14 protein-coding genes and 1 pseudogene are annotated in these 19125 nt (G+C 68.9%); 13 read left to right on the forward strand and 2 right to left on the reverse strand.

The window, feature by feature from the left end; all coding sequences use genetic code 11:
* Window positions 1–286: 286 nt before the first annotated feature.
* The 12 genes and pseudogenes from NS331_RS18395 (at window position 287) to NS331_RS18450 (ending at window position 14299) form a co-directional block, all read left to right on the forward strand.
* Window positions 287–1159 carry a restriction endonuclease subunit S gene (locus NS331_RS18395; RefSeq protein WP_153012923.1) on the forward strand — a complete coding sequence of 291 codons (873 nt, stop codon included), beginning with the start codon at window positions 287–289 and terminating at the stop codon, window positions 1157–1159.
* A complete protein-coding gene (locus NS331_RS18400) occupies window positions 1156–4467 on the forward strand; it encodes a type I restriction endonuclease subunit R (RefSeq protein ID WP_058643412.1) in 3312 nt (1103 codons plus the stop codon). The genes NS331_RS18395 and NS331_RS18400 overlap by 4 nt, the downstream gene beginning before the upstream one ends.
* A 2-nt stretch (window positions 4468–4469) precedes the next feature.
* The gene (locus NS331_RS18405; RefSeq protein WP_058643413.1) at window positions 4470–5219 is read left to right on the forward strand and encodes a M48 family metallopeptidase; all 750 of its coding nucleotides are present in this window, start codon (window positions 4470–4472) and stop codon (window positions 5217–5219) included.
* 147 nt (window positions 5220–5366) lie between these two features.
* A pseudogene (locus NS331_RS18410) lies at window positions 5367–6335 on the forward strand (sulfonate ABC transporter substrate-binding protein).
* Between the two features lie 191 nt (window positions 6336–6526).
* A complete protein-coding gene (locus NS331_RS18415; protein WP_058643414.1) occupies window positions 6527–7360 on the forward strand; it encodes an ABC transporter permease in 834 nt (277 codons plus the stop codon).
* Window positions 7361–7363: 3 nt separating this feature from the next.
* Entirely contained in the window at window positions 7364–8185 is an 822-nt protein-coding gene (locus NS331_RS18420; protein WP_058643415.1) for an ABC transporter permease, read from the forward strand.
* A gap of 48 nt (window positions 8186–8233) precedes the next feature.
* Window positions 8234–9040: an ABC transporter ATP-binding protein gene (locus tag NS331_RS18425; RefSeq protein WP_058643416.1), complete on the forward strand. Its 807-nt coding sequence runs from the start codon at window positions 8234–8236 to the stop codon at window positions 9038–9040.
* Window positions 9041–9065: 25 nt separating this feature from the next.
* On the forward strand, window positions 9066–10007 hold the full coding sequence (locus tag NS331_RS18430; protein WP_058643417.1) for a TauD/TfdA dioxygenase family protein: 942 nt from the start codon (window positions 9066–9068) through the stop codon (window positions 10005–10007).
* Between the two features lie 45 nt (window positions 10008–10052).
* A complete protein-coding gene (locus NS331_RS18435) occupies window positions 10053–11162 on the forward strand; it encodes an ABC transporter substrate-binding protein (RefSeq protein ID WP_058643418.1) in 1110 nt (369 codons plus the stop codon).
* Window positions 11159–12490 carry a sulfatase family protein gene (locus NS331_RS18440; protein WP_058643419.1) on the forward strand — a complete coding sequence of 444 codons (1332 nt, stop codon included), beginning with the start codon at window positions 11159–11161 and terminating at the stop codon, window positions 12488–12490. Before NS331_RS18435 ends, NS331_RS18440 begins: the two co-directional genes overlap by 4 nt.
* Window positions 12491–12738: 248 nt before the next feature.
* Complete coding sequence (locus NS331_RS18445; protein WP_058643420.1) at window positions 12739–13062, forward strand: hypothetical protein; 324 nt, start codon at window positions 12739–12741, stop codon at window positions 13060–13062.
* Window positions 13055–14299 (forward strand): type II toxin-antitoxin system HipA family toxin, encoded by a 1245-nt coding sequence (locus tag NS331_RS18450; protein WP_058643421.1) that lies wholly within the window; start codon window positions 13055–13057, stop codon window positions 14297–14299. Before NS331_RS18445 ends, NS331_RS18450 begins: the two co-directional genes overlap by 8 nt.
* 94 nt (window positions 14300–14393) lie before the next feature.
* On the opposite strand, the gene NS331_RS18455 is transcribed toward NS331_RS18450, so the two are convergent.
* Window positions 14394–15209 (reverse strand): MetQ/NlpA family ABC transporter substrate-binding protein, encoded by an 816-nt coding sequence (locus NS331_RS18455; protein WP_058643422.1) that lies wholly within the window; start codon window positions 15207–15209, stop codon window positions 14394–14396.
* 293 nt (window positions 15210–15502) lie between these two features.
* Entirely contained in the window at window positions 15503–16717 is a 1215-nt protein-coding gene (locus NS331_RS18460) for an acyl-CoA dehydrogenase family protein (RefSeq protein WP_058643423.1), read from the reverse strand.
* A 355-nt stretch (window positions 16718–17072) separates the two neighbouring features.
* Here NS331_RS18460 and NS331_RS18465 point away from each other — a divergent pair.
* Window positions 17073–19125 (forward strand): excinuclease ABC subunit UvrA (locus tag NS331_RS18465; protein WP_193758151.1); only part of this gene is annotated, 2053 nt, incomplete at its 3' end.

Raw genomic sequence — 19125 nt, forward strand, 5'->3', positions numbered from 1 at the left:
CTGAAGTGTAACTGGACCGCGAACGTGCGCTGATTCTCGGCCCAGGCGATCAGCGTCGCCAGCCTGAGCAGCGGGTGCTTCATGTTGATTTGCTCGTCCAGCCTTGGACGGAACAGCTCGGCCGTTTGCGGCTGCGAAGGCTTCGGACCCATCAGACTCCTCGGAGGAATTTGCAAGAAAACAGACTGTGCCGAACCAATACATTGCAAATCCCGCGCCTGGCAAGCCGCGAAACTTCGCGCAAGATCAACGGCTTACGGGTTGTTCAGGGCGGACTAAGGAGTGCTTGGCCAAATGGTTCTACTACTGCTTCATGCACCGTGACCTAACGCCTGTGCTTTCAAGGCAGGGTGTTGGGCGGTACAAGCTGACGAAGGCAGGGCTTGAGCGCCTGGTGCTTCCTTTGCCGCCGGTTCGTGAACAGGCTGCAGTCGTGGGGATGCTGTCCTCCTGGGATCAAGCCATCGCCACTGCGACGCGGCTACTGGCGAAAAGTGTCCAGCAGGCAGAAGAGTTCAGTAACGCGATGCTTGGTGGGCGCAAGCGGTTTGGCAATTTCAGCGCCTGGAAGCCCAAGCCGCTATCAGAGATGATCCGCGAAAGCCGCGTGGTGGGCTCAGGCGGACATGTGGCCAAAAAGCTCACGGTCAAGCTTTATGGCAAGGGGGTCGTCGGCAAATCCGAGAAGCGGCTAGGTAGCGAATCGACGCAGTACTACCGCCGCTCCGCGGGTCAGTTCATCTACAGCAAGCTCGACTTTCTGAATGGCGCGTTTGGCATCGTCCCTGACTCGCTGGATGGCTATGAGAGCACGCTTGATCTGCCGGCCTTCGACTTTCTCGATGGGGTCGATCCAAGGTGGTTCTTGCAGCACGTCTCAAGAGAGGCCTTCTATGTTGCGCATCTTGGCCTAGCGAACGGGGGGCGCAAGGCTAGGCGTGTCAATCCAACCGATTTGCTGCGCATCTCGATCAAGGTTCCGTGCTTGGAAGAGCAAGTACGCATCGCCGATGCGATAGACCTCATGCAGGCAATGGTAGACATCCATGATCGGCAGCTTGTCCTGCTCCGAGAAGAGAAAGCTGCCCTTATGTCCCAACTCCTGACCGGCAAGCGCCGCGTCAAGCTGCCTGAGCCAGACACCGAGGCCCACGCATGAACACCACGCCCAATTCCCGCGAGCAATACAGCGCCCACTTGCCAGCGCTGCACCTGCTAAGCAACCTGGGCTGGAACTTTCTGACAACCGCCCAGGCGCTGGCCCTTCGCGGCAGCACGCGCGAGGTCATGCTCAAGGCTCGGCTGATCGAGGTGCTCCAGACCCGGCGCTACGAATACAAGGGCCAGTGGTACCCGCTGTCGCCCGGCGGCATCGACCAGATCGTGCGGGAGTTGTCGGCGCTGAGCCTGGCCGAAGGGCTGATGCCGGCCAACGAGCGGCTGTACGGCAAGCTGGCGCTGGGCATCACAGTGACGGAGTACATGCCGGACGGCAAGAAGCACCAGCCCACCATCGCCGTGATCGACTGGGCCGACGCCACGGCCAACCGCTGGGACGTGACCGAAGAGCTGGAGGTGCTGTCCGCACAGGGCACGCACCACCGCACGCCCGACGTGGTGGCCTATGTGAACGGCATCCCGCTGGTGGTGATCGAGGCCAAGCGGCCGGAGTCGGGCGGCGGCAGCCACCCCGCCAAGGCGATGGTGACCGAGGGCATCAGCCAGCACCTGCGCAACCAGCGGTCGGACGAGATTCCCAACCTGTTCGCCTATGCCCAGCTGCTGCTGGCCATCAGCCAGACCGAAGCGCGCTACGGCACCACGCACACGGCCGCGAAGTTCTGGGCGAAGTGGCGGGAAGAGGAGTTCGACGAGGCCCACATGCAGGCCCTCAAGAACAAGGCACTGAGGCCGGAAGTGCGCGCTGCGCTGTTCGACGGCAAGCCCGCCGCGCTGGCTGCGTACTTCGACACGCTGTGGCGCGCGCCCATGCAGGTGACCGAGCAGGACCGCCTGCTGGTGAGCCTGCTGACCCCGGCGCGCTTGCTCGAATTCCTGCGCGGCTATGTGCTGTTCGACCGCAAGGTGGGGAAGATCGTGGCCCGCTACCAGCAGTTCTTCGGCATCCGGGCGCTGCTGGCCCGCATCAGCCAGAAGAAGCCGGAATCGCAGGGCGGTGGCCGCGAAGGCGGCGTGGTGTGGCACACCACGGGTTCGGGCAAGAGCTTCACCATGGTGTTCCTGACCAAGGCACTGCTGCTGGTGGACGGCTTGAAGGAATGCCGCCTGGTCGTGGTGACCGACCGCATCGACCTGGAGACCCAGCTCGCCCGCAACTTCATGACCGGCGGTGCCTTCGGCTCCAGCATCGCCACCCAGAAGGACGGCGAGAAGAGCCGCACGCTGTCGGGTCGTGACCTGGCGCAGCGCATCGGCAAGGGCACCGAGCGCATCACCTTCACGCTGGTGCACAAGTTCAACACGGCCTCCAGGCTGCCGGAGTGCCGCAACGACTCGGCCGACATGATCGTGCTGGTGGACGAAGGCCATCGCAGCCACGGTGGCGAGACGCACGAGCGCATGAAGAAGGCCTTGCCCAGGGCGGCGTACATCGCTTTCACGGGCACGCCCCTGCTCAAGGACGAAAAGACAGCCAGCAAGTTCGGCCCCATCGTGCACGCCTACACCATGCAGCGCGCGGTCGAGGACGAAACCGTGGCCCCGTTGCTGTACGAGGAGCGGGTGCCCGAGCTGGACATCAGCGAGGCGGCGGTGAACCGCTGGTTCGACAAGATCACCAGCAACCTGAGCGAGGCCCAGCGAACCGACCTGAAAAGGAAGTTCGCCAAGAAGGGCGCCATCTATGGTGCCGCGAACCGCATCGAGCTGATCGCCTGGGACATTGCCACCCACTTCAGCGAGAACACCAAGAAGATGGGGCTCGGCCTGAAGGGCCAGGTGGCGACCGACAGCAAGCTCGACGCCATCCGCTACAAGAAGGCGCTGGACGACACGGGCCTGGTGAGCAGTGCGGTGGTGATCTCGGCGCCGGACACGCGCGAAGGCAACGCCGATGTGGACGAGGACACGCTGCCCGAGGTGCAGAAGTGGTGGAAGCAGGCCATGGCCACCTGCGGCAACGATGCCGAGGCCTATGAGAAGCAGGTGTTCCAAGACTTCGGCACGGATGGCGAGCCCGACCTGCTGATCGTCGTGGACAAGCTGCTGACGGGCTTCGACGAGCCGCGCAACACGGTGCTGTACATCGACAAACCCCTGAAGGGGCACAACCTGATCCAGGCGGTGGCCCGCGTCAACCGCCTTCACGACGCCAAGCGCTACGGCGTGCTGGTGGATTACCGCGGCATCCTGAAGGAGCTCGACACGGCCATCCGCGCATACCAGGACCTGGAAGCCCGCACGCAAGGGGGCTACGACATCGGCGACCTGGAGGGCCTGTACCACCCCTTCAGCGCGGAGTACAAGCGACTGCCCGCGCTGCACGAGGCGCTGTGGTCCTTCTTCGAGCCGGTGACCAACAAACTCGACCGCGAGCAGTACCGGCAGCTGCTGGCACCGAAGTTCGTGAAGGACAGCGGCGGCGAAGAGTACGACGAGCGACAGAAGCTGCGGGACGACTTCTATGCCGCCGTGACCGCCTTCGGGCTGTGCTTGCAGACGGCGCTCTCGTCCCGCAGCTTCTTCGAGGACCCGCGCTTTTCCGAGGCGCTGATCGCCCGGTACAAGGCCGACCTGCGCTTCTTCGCCGAGCTGCGCCAGACCGCCCGCCGCGATGCCATGGAGACGGTCGATTACAGCGTCTACGAAGAGCAGATCCGCAAGCTGGTGGACAGACAGGTCATCGGCACGGAGGTGCGAGAACCTGAAGGCGTCTATCTGGTGCACCAGTTGGGGCAAGCAGAAGACCCACAGGACTGGTCCGCGGACAAGACGCGCAACGAGACGGACATGATCCGCACCCGACTGCGCAAGACCATCGAGCAGGAGCTGGCGGACGACCCCTATGCGCAGAAGGTGTTCGGCGAACTGCTGCGCCAGGCCATCGCCGAAGCGGAGGCCATGTTCGACCATCCGCTGAAGCAGTACGCGCTGTTCAAGTCCTTCGAGGACAAGCTGGAGGCGCGTGCAACCCCGGACATGCCCGAAGCGCTGGCAGACAAGCCGCATGCCAGGGCCTACTTCGGCGCGATGCGCCTGGTCGAGGGGGAGGAGGCCTTTGCCGCGATGAGCGCCGAGGCCAAGGACGTGCGGGTGCAACACGCGATCACCATGGACACCATCGTGCGCAATGCCGTGGCCGAGAACTCGCTCAATCCCCAGAACATCGAGGCGGCCATCCGCAAGGGCCTGCTGCCGCTGCTGTTCGACGCGCTCGGCCTGGACAACGCCAAACAGGTGGTCGAACAAGTCATCCAGATCACGCGTGTCGGGTTGAGCCAGCCTTGAACATGCAAGTGACGGAACGCGTCTCGCAGCACCTCATCCCCTACGGCGACGAGATCATTGCCTTCAGTCTGCGCCGGCAGCCATCGCGCACCGTGAAGCGCGTCGCCATCCATGTGCAGCCAGATGCCCGCGTGCTGGTGGACGCGCCTGACAGCGCGGCGCTGGCGGACGTGCTGATGGCGGTGAAGAAGCGGGCGCGCTGGATCAGCCAGCATGTGAACGCCGCCAGGGCACGGTTGGCCCATGTGCTGCCTCGGGAATATGTGAGCGGTGAATCGCTGCACTACCTGGGGCGACGCTATCGCCTGAAGGTTGTCGTCGACACAGAGGCGAGGGCCGAGGCGCGCATGCGCGGCGCGTTCATCGCCGTGACGACCCCTGAGCATGCGCCGGCCCGGATCAGGGCCGCCCTGGATGCCTGGTATCGGCAGCGCGCGCGGGAGGTGTTCGCTGAGCGATTGGCAGCGGTCGCCGATCCCCTCCGGTGGGTCAGGCAGCTTCCACACACACGCCTGCAGTTCATGACGGTGCAATGGGGAAGCTGTTCACCGTCCGGCCGCATCACGCTGAACCCCCTGCTGGTGAAGACGCCCCGGGAGTGCATCGACTACGTGCTGCTCCATGAGCTGTGCCATCTGCTTCACCACAACCACAGCGCGAAGTTCTATCGAACGCTGGACCGGCACATGCCGAACTGGAGGGCGGTGAAGGAAAGGCTCGACGGTATGGCTGAAGACGTGTTCCGCGCGTAGAGGCGTCGGGTCGGCACCTCGGCTTGCGAGGGATTGATCGGCCCTTGCTCGCTTTGCGCATAAGAAGCTGAGAACTGCGCGTTTCCCCTGCAAGGCTGGCGGCCCAAGAATCCGCTTCCCTCATCCGCTGCGAGCGCCTGTTCCGACATGACTTCCCTGCTTCCCCTTTCCCGCCGCCGCCTGCTGCAGGTGGGTACCGCCGCCGCGGGCGGCGTGGCCCTCGCGGGCGCACCCGCCTTCGCCCAGTCCGCCGCGCGCGAGCTGCGCATCGGCAACCAGAAGGGCATCCTCAGCCTGCTCAAGGCCCGCGGCACGCTGGAGACGCGGCTGGCGCCGCTGGGCGTCAAGGTGAGCTGGACCGAGTTCACGGCCGGCCCCGTGCAGCTGGAAGCGCTCAACGTCGGCGCCATCGACTTCGGCGACGTCGGCGAGGCGCCGCCCATCTTTGCCCAGGCCGCCGGCGCGCCGCTGGCCTATGTCGCCGCCACGGTGCCGCGGCCCGCGTCGGAGGCGGTGCTGGTGCCCAAGGATTCGCCCATCCGCAGCGTGGCCGACCTCAAGGGCAAACGCGTGGGCTACAACAAGGGCAGCAACGTCCACTACTTCCTGGTCAAGCTGCTGGAGAAGAACGGCCTGGCCTACGGCGACGTGCAGTCGGTCTTCCTGCCGCCGGCGGACGCCCGGGCGGCCTTCGAGAAAGGCTCCATCGACGCCTGGGTGATCTGGGACCCCTTCCTCGCTGCCGCAGAGAAGACGCTGGGCGGGCGCATCCTGGCCGATGCCACGGGCGTCGTCGGCAACCGGGCCTACTACTTCTCGTCGCTGCCCTATGCCGAGAAGAACCGCGACATCACCAAAATGCTGATCGAGGAGATTTCCCGCATCGACAACTGGGGCGTCGCCAACCGCGATGCCTTCTCGGCCGAACTGGCGGCCATCTGGGGCCTGCCCAAGCCGGTGGTGGACACCACCTTCGCGCGCGTGCAGTTCGGCACCGGCCCCATCACCCGCGCCATCCTGGCCGAGCAGCAGTAGATCGCCGACACCTTCCACGCGCTCAGGCTCATTCCGAAGCCGATCAAGGTGCAGGAGGCGGCGGCCTCGGGCCTGGCGTGAGCAGTGAGAAGGTGTGAACGAACCCGCCATGCCCGCTCGTGCTGCCAAAACACGCCCACTCTGCGTTGCAAATGCTCGCCATAGCCAGAGCTATGGCTGTGCTTTGCGCCTTGATTGGCCGCGTTTTCGCAGCCCGCTCGGCCATGCCGGATTCATTCACACCTTCTGAGTTGTCTTCGACCCTGCCTGCAATGAGCACACCGGCCCTTCATCTGCCTTTGCCGGCGCGGCCCGTACCGGCATCTTCGGCATGGCGCGCGCGGTTGAAGTCCGCTGCGCTGCGCCTCGCCGGCTGGCCCTTTCCGCTGGCGGTCCTGCTGCTCTGGTGGGTGGCGGCCGACCGGGCCTGGGTGGCACCGCAGGTGCTGCCGGCCCCGGCCGCGGTATGGACCACGCTGGTCGACCTGGTGCGCACCGGCGAGCTCTGGCCGCACCTGGGCGTGAGCCTGACCCGCGTGCTGGCCGGCTTTGCCGCGGGCACGGCCATCGGCCTGTCGCTGGGCGTGGCGATGGGCCTGTCGCCTCGCTTCAAGGACTACGTCTATCCCTTGTTCAAGGCCTTCAGCCAGATCCCCGTGCTGGGCTGGCTGCCGCTTTTGATGCTGCTGGTGGGCATCGACGAGACGCTCAAGGTGCTGCTGATCGCCAAGGCGGCGCTGGTGCCGGTGGCGCTCAACACCTTCAAGGGCATCCAGGGCGTGCCCACCCGCTACATCGAGGTGGCGCGGGTGCTGCGCTTCACCCGCTGGCAGCTGCTGGCCAAGGTGGTGTTTCCGGCGGCCTTCGCGCCCATCTGGAACGGCATCCGCTACGGCTTCACCCATGCCTGGCTGGCGCTGGTGGTGGTGGAACTGCTGGCCTCCAGCGAGGGCATCGGCTTCCTGATCGTCTACGGGCGCCAGCTGTTCCAGCTCGACGTGGTGCTGGCGGCCGTGGTGGTGGTCGGCGCCGTGGGCTTCGCGCTCGACCGGCTGCTGGCGGCCGTCGAGTCGCGGCTCACACGCTGGCGGCGGTCGGGGTTCTGAGCCATGCGTTCCTCGTCGAACCCCCAGGCCGCCCCTGCGCGTGCCGACCGCCATCCCGTGCCGGCCGCGCTGCGCGGCTGGGTGCTGCCCCTGGCGTTGCTGCTGATCTGGTGGGCCGCCGTGCAGTTCAAATGGATCGACTCGCCGCTGCTGGTGTCGCCACAGGCCGTGTGGCAACGCGCGGTCGACTACACCGCCAGCGGCGAGCTGCGCGTGGCGCTGGGCGCCAGCCTGTGGCGCGACCTGGCCGGCTTTGCCATCGGTGCTGGCGGTGGGCTCGCCGTCGGCCTGCTGCTGGGCCTCTCGCGGCCGGCCGAGCGGGCGCTGGGCCCCAGCTTCCACACACTCAAGCAGATCTCCCTGTTCGCCTGGATCCCGCTGATCTCCGTGTGGTTCGGCCTGGGCGATGCGGCCAAGGTGGCCTTCCTGTCGCTGGCGGCCTTCTTCCCGGTGGTGCTCAACACCTACGAGGGCATCCGCAGCGTGCCGCGCGAGCTGGTGGAGGTGGCGCGGGTGCTGCGCTTCACCCGCTGGCAGCTGCTGTGGCGCGTGGTGCTGCCGGGCGCGACGCCGTCGATCTTCGCGGGCATCCATCTGGCGCTCATCTATGCATGGCTGGCCACGCTGGGCGCCGAGTACCTGCTGGTCTCGGGCCAGGGCATCGGCAACACCATGATCGACGGCCGCGAGCATTTCAAGATGGACCTGGTGCTCTTCGGCGTGGTGGTGGTCGGGCTGGTCGGCTTCGCGCTGAACTGGATCGCCACCCGCATCGAGCGGCGCCTGCTCGCCTGGCGCGGGCAGTCGGTCGCGCGCTTCCATTGACGGCGTGACAGCCCCGCTCCCATTCTTCTTCTTCCATCCGGGTTCCCCATGAGCCATTCCGAGGCCGGCACGCTGGCCATCCGCCATCTCTCCAAGCAGTACGAGGTCGAGGGGCGCCCCTTGGCGGTGCTGCAGGACATTTCGCTGGACATCGCGCCCGGCGAATTCGTCAGCATCGTCGGCACCAGTGGTTGCGGCAAGTCCACGCTGCTGCGGCTCATCGTGGGGCTGGAGGCCGGCTTCGACGGCCACCTGCTGCTGGACGGACGGCCCATCGCCGGCACGGGTCTGGAGCGCGGCATCGTGTTCCAGGAGCACCGGCTCTTTCCCTGGCTCACCGTGCAGGACAACGTGGCGCTGGGCCTGATCAACGCCCCGCTCACCGAGTCGCAGAAGGCCCGGCAGGTGGCCGACCACATCGCCCTGGTGGGCCTGCGCGGCTTCGAGCGCGCCTGGCCGCACCAGCTGTCGGGCGGCATGTCGCAGCGCGTGGCCATTGCGCGCGCCCTGGTCAGCCGGCCCGAGGTGCTGCTGCTGGACGAGCCCTTCGGCGCGCTCGACGCCATGACCCGCGCCCACCTGCAGCAGGAGCTGCAGCGCATCTGGCAGGCCGAGGGCATCACCACCGTGCTGGTCACGCACGACGTGGAAGAAGCCGTCTTCCTCGGGGACCGCGTGGTGGTGATGGCGCCGCGGCCCGGGCGCATCCAGCGCGTGGTGCCGGTGCCGCTGGCCCATCCGCGGCGCCGCGCCGACCCGGCCTTCGTGCGGATCAAGGATGCCGTGCTGGCCGAGTTCGCCGGTCCCGCCGAGGCCGTGGCCGTCGCCGAGGGCGATGCTGCCCTCGTGGCCTGATTCGTTTCGTCAACAGGAGAGGTCCATGCCCGCCCATCCGAATCCAATCCGCATCGAGCCCGTCGACATCGCCGGCCGCTATCGCCACATCCGGCCGCAGCCGCAGCAGCCCAACTTCGCGGCGCGCATCGAGGGCGTGGACCTGACGCAGCCCATCGGCCCCGAGGTGCGCCGCGAACTGCAGCAGGCGCTGCTGGACTTCGAGGTGCTGTTCTTCCCGCCGCAGCCGCTCACGCCCGAGCAGCACGTGGCGCTGGCGGCCGTCTTCGGCGAACTGGCGCCCGGCGCCTTCTTCCCGCGCAAGGACGGCCATCCCTTCGTGGAGGTGATCGAGTTCGACGAGAAGCGGCCGCCCGAGATCAACATCTGGCACAGCGACCTCACCTGGCTGCCGCAGCCGCCCAACGGCACCGTGATCCAGATCACCGAGCTGCCGGCGCAGGGCGGCAACACCGCCTGGGCCAGCCTGAGCAAGGCCTTCGCAGCGCTGTCGCCCGGCCTGCAGGCCTACCTCGAAGGCCTGACCGCCACCCACACCTGGGAGATCAGCGGCTGGCGCCAGGCGCTGGAAAAGTACGCCGGCCTGCAGGGCGTGGCCGATGCGCTGCGCAAGTACCCGCCGGTGTCGCGGCCGGTGGTGCAGGTGCATCCCGAATCGGGCCGCAAGGTGCTGTTCGTCAACGAGAACTTCACCCGGCACATCGACGGCGTGCACTTCCGCGAGGGCCGCGGGCTGCTCGAGTTCCTGCGCGAATGGATCGTGCAGCCCGAGTTCGTCTACCAGCACAAGTGGGCGCCCCACGGCATCGCCGTGTGGGACAACCGCAGCACCCAGCACTACGCCTTGACCGATTACTGGCCGCACCGCCGGGTGACGCAGCGCGTGACCTTCAACGCCTTCGGCACCGCGCCCGCCACCCAGACTACCCGCGCCGCGGTGGTGGACGAGGCCACGGCCACCGCCTGAGCGGCCCGTTCCACATTTCCCGACTCCTTCATTCCTCGCACCCGCATGACCGCTGCATTCTTCCGCCGCCGCCCCTTCCTGGCCGCCGGCGCCCTCGCCATCGCCGCCACGGCGCTGCCCTTCGCCCACGCCCAGAACACGGCCCTGCCCAAGGTCATCCGCCTGGCGGCACCCGAGCAGGGCAGCCAGGGCAAATCCTTCGCGGGCGCCGGCCCCGTGTCGCTGGCCTATGCCTCCAAGGCCATCGAAGCCGAGTTCGCCAGGGACGGCGTGCAGGTCGAATGGAAGTTCTTCAAGGGCGCCGGCCCGGCCATCAACGAGGGCATCGCCACCGGCCAGCTCGACGTGGTGTTCCTGGGCGACCTGGCCGCCGTCATCGGCCGCGCCAGCGGTCTCAAGACCCGGCTGGTGGCCGCTTCCGGCCGCAGTGCCAACAGCTACCTGGCCACGGCATTGGGCAGCAACATCCAGGGCTTCAAGGACCTGAAGGGCAAGCGCGTGGCGGTGCTGCGCGGCACTGCCTACCAGCTGCCCTTCGACCGGCTGCTCAAGGCCGAGGGTCTGACCGAGAAGGACGTGCGCTTCACCAACCTCGACTGGCCCACCTCCAAGGCCGCCCTGGTGAGCAAGGACATCGACGCCACCTTCGGCGGCTCGGACCTGCAGCTGCTCAAGCTGGCGGGCACGGCCGACATCCCGGTCAGCACCAAGGGCCGCGGCGACCTGTACGCCATCCATTCGACCGTCATCGCCACCGACGCCTTCGCCACCCAGCATCCCGAGGCGCTGACCCGCATCGTGAAGGTGCTGGTGCAGCAGGCCCATGCCGCCAGCAGCGGCGCCATCGGGCGCGAGGCGCTGTTCCAGCGCTTCGCCGACATCAGCGGCCTACCGGTGCAGCTCTTCTCCAGCGAGTTCGAGGGCACCGACGTCAAGTCCCGCTATTCGCCGCTGCTGGACGAGGGCTACGTGGCCCACTTCGACGACGTGATCGAAGGCGCCAGGGCCGCCGGCATCGTGCGCCAGAGCTTCGACCCCAAGACCTGGGCCGATGCGCGCTTCGTCAACCAGGCGCTCAAGGAGCTCAAACTCGAAGGTTTCTGGACGCCCACCAGCGCCGCCAGTGCGCGCGCCGCCACGACCGCCTCCCGATGAGCCGCGCCGCGCCCAACATCCTGTTCATCCTGGCCGACGATCTGGGCTGGGCCGACCTCGGCGTCTATGGCGCCACCGATTTCGCCACGCCGCACCTGGATGCGCTGGCCGGCGAGGGCGTGCGCTTCACCCAGGCCTATGCCAACTCGGCCGTGTGTTCGGCGACCCGGTTCGCGCTGATCACGGGGCGCTACCAGTACCGGCTGCGCGGCGGGCTCGAGGAGCCCATCGCGCGCAGCGGCCACGTGCATGGCCTGCCGCCCGAACACCCCACGCTGCCCTCGCTGCTCAAGGGCCGGGGCTACGACACGGCGCTCATCGGCAAATGGCACCTGGGCCATCCGCCGGCCTTCGGCCCGCTGAAGAGCGGCTACGACCGCTTCTTCGGCAACCTGGGCGGCGCGGTGGACTACTTCACGCACAAGCCGGGCGTGGGCGATGCGGTGCCGCGCGACCTGTGGGAAGGCGAGGTGCCGGTCGAGCGCGCGGGCTACTACACCCAGGTGCTGGCCGACGAGGCCGAGGCCTATGTGCGCGGCCGGGCCGGCCAGGCGCGGCCCTTCTTCCTGTCGCTGCACTTCACCGCACCGCATTGGCCCTGGGAAGGGCTGGGCGACGAAGCGGTGTCGCGCGAGCTGCGCGACCTTTTCCACTACGACGGCGGCAGCCTGCGCAAGTACGGCGAGATCGTCGAGGCGCTGGACGCCGCCATCGGCCAGGTGCTGGCGGCGCTGCAGCAGACGGGGCAGGCGCGCGACACGATCGTCGTCTTCACCAGCGACAACGGCGGCGAGCGCTTCTCCAGGACCTGGCCGCTGGTGGGCCAGAAGACCGAGCTGCTCGAAGGCGGCCTGCGCGTCCCCACGCTGCTGCGCTGGCCGGCCCGCATCGCGCCGCAGGTGCAGGACCAGGTGGCCATCACCGCCGACTGGCTGCCGACCCTGCTGGCCGCCGCCGGCGGTGCGCCGCATCCCGACCATCCGAGCGACGGCGAGAACCTGCTGCCCGTGCTCCAGGGCCAGGCGCCGGTCCACCCGCGCACGCTGTACTGGCGCTACAAGGCGCAGGCCCAGCGCGCCGTGCGCGATGGCGACTGGAAGTACCTGAAGATCAACGACAACGAGTTCCTGTTTGACGTGGTGGCCGACCCACGCGAGCGCGCCAACCTGCGCGAACGCCAGCCCGAAGTGTTCGCACGGCTGCGCCAGCAGTGGCTGGACTGGAACGAGGGCTTCCTGCCGATCACCGACGAGGTGTTCACCCATGGCGTGACGCCCGACGTGCAAGCGGACCGCTACGTGCCGGAGCGGGCCACGCGGGCGCTGTGAGTGACGGGGCGGTCCGTGATGCGCGGCGTCGGTCGCACCCGGGCGCCGCCCGCTGCGGCATGTCCACCCTTTCTCACTGAGATTGGCCTGGGCGGCGTACGTCAAGGGTGGAAGGTCTGCGCCCCGGCTTCGACAGGCTCAGCCCGAACGGCCTGTAGTGACGAGGCAGCCAAGGCAAGCAACAAGTCGCGGCGCGATTTGTTCAATTAATGTTGAACATTTACGGAGCGGTGTGAAATAATAATTTCATGTCCAAGCGCGCTGCCGCCCTCGATACCCTGCCCGGCGTGGTGGCTGGCGCACTGGCGCGCCTGGGCCGCGACCTGGCCGTGGCACGCAAGCGCCGCAAGCAGTCGCTGCGCGCCTGGGCGGCCCGGCTCGACGTGTCGGTGCCCACGCTCATGAAGATGGAAGCCGGCGATCCCGCCGTGTCCATGGGGGTCTATGCGACGGCCCTGTGGATGATTCAGCGGCACGGCGCGCTGGCGGCGCTGGCCTCGCCCTCCGCGGACCTGGCCGCGCTGGAGGCCGATGTCCAGGCGGCGCAGGCCCGGGGAGAGCGCCATGGCTGAAGAGGGCGCGGCCTACACGCCGCAGGACCGGCTTTCGCTCTGGATGCTGGCCGATCCCGCAGCGCCACGCCACGTGGGCGAGATCGTGCTCGCCGACACGGGCCGTGCGGTGGGCCTGCGCTACGGTGCGGATTGGCGCGCCACCGGCTTCGCGCTCAGCGAGGACCTGCCGCTGGTCGACGAGTTCTTCCTGCCGCCGGCCGGCGAGGGCGCAGCCGGCGCACTCGAGGACGCCCGCCCCGACCGCTGGGGCGAGCGCGTCATCCGCCGCTTCGTGCGCTCGCCACGCCTGTCGATCCTGGAGATGCTGCTGTTCGCGGGCGACGACCGCTATGGCGCTCTGGGTGTTTCCACACAGCCCGACGCCTACGTGCCCTGGCGTACCGGGCCGATGCCCCATCTGGGCGACCTCGAGCGCATGGGCGAGGTGGTGCGCAAGGTCCTGGCCAACGAGCCCGTGGGCGAGATCGAGGCGCGGTTGCTGCGCCCGGGTGTGTCGCTCGGCGGTGCACGACCCAAGTCGCTCGTCGCCATCGATGGCGAGCCCTGGCTGGTCAAGTTCGGCGAAGGCGAGGACGAGGACACGCCGCTGATCGAGCACGCGACCATGACGCTGGCCCGACGCTGCGGCATCGACACGGCCGCCACCCGCGCCCTGCCGCTGCGGGCCGGACATGCGGTAGCGGTGCGCCGTTTCGACCGCGAGGCCGGCGGACGGCGGCGCCATGCGATGTCGGCCCACGTGGCGCTGCGCGCCGCCAGCGAAGACCTGGGCTACCCGCAGCTCGCGCAGCTGATGCGCCGCCTGTGCCGTGCCGATGCCATCGCGGCCCGGCAGGCGCAGCTGTTCCGCCGCATGGTGTTCAACATCCTCATGGACAACACCGACGACCATGAAAAGAACCATGCGTTGCTGCGCGAGGCCGACGGCCACTGGACGCTGGCGCCCGCCTTCGACGTGGTGCCCAGCGCGTCGGGCCTGTCGGTCCAGGCCATGGCGGTGGGCAGCGAGGGTCACGCCGCTACGCTGGACAACGCGCTCACGCAGTGCCGCGCCTTCGGCCTCCGGCGACCAGAGGCGCGGCGCATCGTGCAGGAGATCTGCCTCGCAGTGAACGACTGGCAGCCGCACTTCGAAGCGCAGGGCGTCGTGCCGCGCGACCGGGCCATGCTGGCCCAGTACCTCGACGGCGAGCGCCTGGGCGACCAGCGGCGGGCCTTCGCGCGAGGGGGCTGACGACGCCGGGTCAGTGCGCAAGCCCCCTCTCCCCAACCCCTCTCCCACGAGGGGAGAGGGGCTCAAGGTGCGCCCCAGGGACTGGCGGCAACGCTCAGAATGCGCGGATCAGTGCACCCTTGAACGTCGTCTCGATGAACTGCCGCACTTCGGCCGACTGGTAGGCCGCCACCAGCTTCTTGGCCCAGGGCTTGTCCTTGTCCGCGCGGCGCACCGCGATCAGGTTGGCATAGGGGCTTTGCGGCGATTCCTTGATGACCGCGTCGCGCACGAAGGACAGGCCCGCCTTCTCGGCATAGTCGTTGTTGATCGAGGCGAGGGTCAGGTCGTCCAGCGAGCGCGGCAGCTGCGCGGCGTCCAGCGGCACCAGCTTGAGCTTCCTGGGGTTGGCCGTCACGTCCAGCGGCGTGGCGGTGTTGTTCTTGACGGCCTCGGGCTTGAGCGTGAGCAGGCCCGCCGACTGCAGCAGCAGCAGCGCGCGGTTGCCGTTGGAAGGATCGTTCTGGATGCCCACCGAGGCACCCTCGGGCAGTTCCTGCACCGACTTGATCTTGCGCGAGTAGAAGCCCAGCGGCGCGGTGACCGTCAGGCCCACGGGCACGATGTCGTAGCCGCGCGACTTGATCTGGTTGTCCAGGAAGGGCTGGTGCTGGAAGGCATTGGCGTCCAGGTCGCCGGCGGCCAGTGCCGCGTTGGGCAGCTGGTAGTCGCTGAACACCACGACCTGCACGTCGAGGCCGTCGCGGGCCGCGACCTTCTTGACCACCTCGAAGATCTTCTCGGCGTTGCCGATCGAGATGCCGACCTTGATGGCCGCCTTGTCCTGGGCGTGTGCGGCCGGCACGAGGGCGCCGAGGGAGAGGAGCGAGAGCGCGGCGATGGCGGCACGGCGGCGGAGGAAGAGAGGCATGAAACAGTGGAAAGCAGAGTGTGCGAACACGGGGTCGCCACTGTGCCGGTGCCGACGGCGAGCCACAACGAAGCAAGCGGCATGTCGATATCCGGTGCCCGCATGTCCGGGCCTTGGCGATGACGCGCGGCTCAGAAGGTGTGAATGAATCCGGCGTGGCCGAGCGGGCTGCGAAAACGCGGCCAATCCAGGCGCAAAGCGCAGCCATAGCTCGGGCTATGGCGAGCATTTGCAACGCAGAGTGGGCGTGTTTTGGCAGAACGAGCGGGCATGGCGGGTTCGTTCACACCTTCTCAAGCAGCGGTGCCGACGGCCCAGTAGAAGGTGGGCCGGCTGGCATTGAGGGTGTCGTCGCCCAGCACGCGGGCCTTGTAGATCACCGGGTTGTGCGAGGCGAGCGTTCGCGCATTGCGCCAGTGGCGGTCCAGGCGGCGGTCTTCCTGCAGCGCGGTGGCGCCGCCGACGTCGAAGAGCCGCGTGGCAGCCTGCAGCACGGCATCGGTCGTCACCACCTGCGCCTTGGTGGCGCGCAGCTCGACGTCCACCAGTGCGGCCTCGGGCACTGGCTGGCCGGCCTGGCGCAGCCGGTCGATGTCACCCAGCGCACGCGCCACGTCCTGCACGGCCAGCCGCGCGAGGTAGGCCGTGGCTTCGAGCTGGCCGACCACCTGCTGCACCAGCGGGTCTTCGCGCGGCGCGGTGCCGCTGCCGTGGCTGAAGACGCGCTTGCGGCCCTGCACGAAGGCGGTCGCATCGCGCACGATGGCCCGGGCTATGCCGGCCAGCGTGGCCACGTGGAAGAGCTGGAACACGGCGGGCAGCGAGGTCGCCTCGCGCGCCGGGAACTCGAGGATGTTCTCTTCGGGCACTTCGACGCGGTGCAGCCGCGTGGTGCCCGAGGCCGTCAGCCGCTGGCCGAAGCCGCGCCAGTCGTCCAGGCGCTCCACGCCCGCCGCGTCGGTGCGCACCACCGCCAGCGTGCGGTACGCGCCGGGTTCGTTGCCCTCGCGCTGCGCCGTCACGCTGACCCAGTCGGCGTAGAGCGTGCCGGTGCTGTAGAACTTCTCGCCTTCGAGCAGCCAGCGTCCGTTCTCGCGGAACAGCCGGGTCTGCAGCCGTCCCACCGTGCCCTCGCCGGCTTCGGTGGTGGCATTGCCGAAGAGGGCGCCGTCGGCCACGCGTCGCAGCCAGGGTACGCGCCGCTCGGCATCGATCTCGGCCTGCAGCCGTTCCACGAAGCCGAAGTGCGCGCGCAGCGCCTGCGGCAGGTTCGAGTCGGCCTCGGCCAGCTCGATCAGCAGGTCGAACAGCTGCTCCGGCGTGGCGCCCAGGCCACCGTGGGCGCGCGGCACGCGCAGCGCGCCGAAGCCGGCCTGCCTGAGCGCATCGATGGCGTCGTGCGCCAGCCTGCGCTCATGTTCGCGCTGCGGCGCGGCCTCGGCGATCTGCTGGAAGATGGGGCGAAAACGCTGCGCCAGGGCGTCGGCGTCGGGACGGTTTGAAGACATGGGAAAGGCAGGAGGGCCGGCGTGGCCGCGGACGCCAGGCCCGTGGGCGGCGTGCGGCGCATCCGTGCAGTGCGGAAAGCGTCGAAGCCTAGGCGGGGCGGCCTGCGCCGCCAACGACGTTTTTCGCGCTTGCTTGCTGTGGGCGCGCATAAGCGCGGCAGCTCCTGCGCGTGCGCGGGCGCATGCACGGCCCGGCCGCGCCGCGCTCGATGGCGCTTCCTTCCATCTGCATCACAGGTACTTCCGTGAGCATGTCCATCCGCCAACTCCGCCAGGGCGAATTCCGCGCCGTTTCCTATAGCAGGAGCCGGCATGTTCCGTCCCTGCCACGGCGGGCCGCGTGCACAGTGGGTCCATGCCAAGACCCGCCAGCCGCAAATCCACCGCCAGACCCGCGCCGGCCGCAGCCGCAGGTGCGCCGAACACCTCCGCAACTGGCGGCACGCCAGACCAAGCGGACATCGAGCGCTTCGTGCGCGTGCGCGGCGCGCGCGAGCACAACCTGCGCGACGTCGACGTGGACATTCCGCGCGACGCCCTGGTCGTCTTCACGGGGATCTCCGGCTCCGGCAAGTCGTCGCTGGCCTTCGGCACGATCTTCGCCGAGTCGCAGCGGCGCTACCTCGACTCCGTGGCGCCCTATGCCCGCCGCCTGATCGACCAGGTGGGCGTGCCCGAGGTCGACCGCATCGACGGCCTGCCGCCGGCCGTGGCCCTGCAGCAGTCGCGCGGCACGCCGGGCTCGCGTTCCACGGTCGGCAGCCTGACCACGCTGTCGAGCCTGCTGCGCCTGCTGTTCTCCCGCGCGGGCCATTACCCGGCCGACCAGCCGATGCTCTATGCCGAGGACTTCTCGCCCAACACGCCCCAGGGGGCCTGCCCGACCTGCCACGGCCTGGGCCGCGTGTTCGACGTGACGGAGGCGTCGATGGTGCCCGACCCGTCCCTGACGATCCGCGAGCGCGCCGTGGCCGCCTGGCCCACGGCCTGGCAGGGCCAGAACCTGCGCGACATCCTGGTCACGCTCGGCCATGACGTCGACACGCCCTGGCAGCAGCTGCCGAAGAAGGTGCGCGACTGGATCCTGTTCACCGACGAGCAGCCCACGGTGCCGGTCTATGCCGGGTTCACGCCGGCCGAGACCCGCCAGGCGCTGCGCCGCAAGCTGACGCCGAGTTACCAGGGCACCTTCACCAGCGCGCGCCGCTACGTGCTCCACACCTATGCCATCAGCCAGAGCGAGCTGATGAAACGGCGCGTGTCGCGCTTCATGGTGGGCGGGCTGTGTCCGGCGTGCCAGGGCAAGCGCCTGAAGGCCGAGGCGCTGTCGGTGACCTTCGAAGGGCACGACATCGGCGAGGTCGCCGCCATGCCGCTGGCGGCCGTGCACGCGCTGCTGGCCGGGGCCGCGCAAGGACGGTCTGCGGCGGCCACACGCCCGTCGGGGACGCTCGGCGCGGCGCAGTCCCGCGCGGCACGCGCCGCGCGGTCGACGAAGGGCCAGGCGTCCCATGCCGCGGCGCCCGACGTGCGCCGCACGCCCGAAGGGTCGGAGGAAAAGCGCCTGGCCGCCCAACGCCTGGCCACGGAGATCCGCGAGCGCATCCAGACCCTGCTCGGGCTCGGCCTGGGCTACCTGACCATGGACCGCGCGACGCCGACGCTGTCGCCGGGCGAACTGCAGCGCCTGCGGCTGGGGGCGCAGATCCGCTCGAGCCTGTTCGGCGTGGTCTACGTGCTCGACGAGCCGTCCGCCGGCCTGCACCCGGCCGACGGCGAAGCCCTGCTGGACGCGCTGATGCAGCTGCGGCGCAACGGCAATTCGGTGTTCGTGGTGGAGCACGACGTGGAGACCATGCGGCGCGCCGACTGGATCGTCGACGTCGGGCCCGGCGCTGGCAGCCGCGGCGGCGAGGTGCTCTACAGCGGACCGCCCGAAGGGCTCGCCGCCGTCGAGCGCTCGGTCACCGCGCGCTTCCTTCGCGCCGACCGGCTTGCCCCGGCCGGCCGTGGCCGCGCGCCCGGCCAGTGGCTGGCGCTGGAAGGCATCAGCCGCAACAACCTGAGCGGGCTCGACGTCCGCATTCCGCTCGGCGTGCTGTGTGCCGTCACCGGCCGGTCCGGCTCCGGCAAGTCCACGCTCGTCAGCCAGGTGCTGGCCGAACTGATGCACCAGCGGCTCGGCCGGAGTGCGGCGGCTGACGAGGACCCGCCGGAGGCCGGCGACGAAGCCTGGGCGGCCCCCATGGCCGGCAAGCTGGGCGCCGGCGCCGAGGCGGTGCGCCGGCTCGTGCAGGTCGACCAGAAGCCGATCGGCCGCACGCCCCGCTCCAACCTCGCGACCTACACCGGGCTGTTCGACGCCGTCCGGCAGCTCTTCGCCTCGACGCCGTCGGCGCGCCGACGGC

It is taken from the genome of Pseudacidovorax intermedius (genome assembly GCF_001476815.1).
GTDB classification, from domain to species: domain Bacteria; phylum Pseudomonadota; class Gammaproteobacteria; order Burkholderiales; family Burkholderiaceae_C; genus Xenophilus; species Xenophilus intermedius_A.

Bases quoted from the DNA above. Each gene is read 5' to 3' on its own strand.
- NS331_RS18400 (WP_058643412.1), top strand. From the start codon at position 1,156: ATGAACACCACGCCCAATTCCCGCGAGCAATACAGCGCCCACTTGCCA.
- NS331_RS18405 (WP_058643413.1), top strand. From the start codon at position 4,470: ATGCAAGTGACGGAACGCGTCTCGCAGCACCTCATCCCCTACGGCGAC.
- NS331_RS18415 (WP_058643414.1), top strand. From the start codon at position 6,527: ATGAGCACACCGGCCCTTCATCTGCCTTTGCCGGCGCGGCCCGTACCG.
- NS331_RS18420 (WP_058643415.1), top strand. From the start codon at position 7,364: ATGCGTTCCTCGTCGAACCCCCAGGCCGCCCCTGCGCGTGCCGACCGC.
- NS331_RS18425 (WP_058643416.1), top strand. From the start codon at position 8,234: ATGAGCCATTCCGAGGCCGGCACGCTGGCCATCCGCCATCTCTCCAAG.
- NS331_RS18430 (WP_058643417.1), top strand. From the start codon at position 9,066: ATGCCCGCCCATCCGAATCCAATCCGCATCGAGCCCGTCGACATCGCC.
- NS331_RS18435 (WP_058643418.1), top strand. From the start codon at position 10,053: ATGACCGCTGCATTCTTCCGCCGCCGCCCCTTCCTGGCCGCCGGCGCC.
- NS331_RS18440 (WP_058643419.1), top strand. From the start codon at position 11,159: ATGAGCCGCGCCGCGCCCAACATCCTGTTCATCCTGGCCGACGATCTG.
- NS331_RS18445 (WP_058643420.1), top strand. From the start codon at position 12,739: ATGTCCAAGCGCGCTGCCGCCCTCGATACCCTGCCCGGCGTGGTGGCT.
- NS331_RS18450 (WP_058643421.1), top strand. From the start codon at position 13,055: ATGGCTGAAGAGGGCGCGGCCTACACGCCGCAGGACCGGCTTTCGCTC.
- NS331_RS18455 (WP_058643422.1), bottom strand. From the start codon at position 15,209: ATGCCTCTCTTCCTCCGCCGCCGTGCCGCCATCGCCGCGCTCTCGCTC.
- NS331_RS18460 (WP_058643423.1), bottom strand. From the start codon at position 16,717: ATGTCTTCAAACCGTCCCGACGCCGACGCCCTGGCGCAGCGTTTTCGC.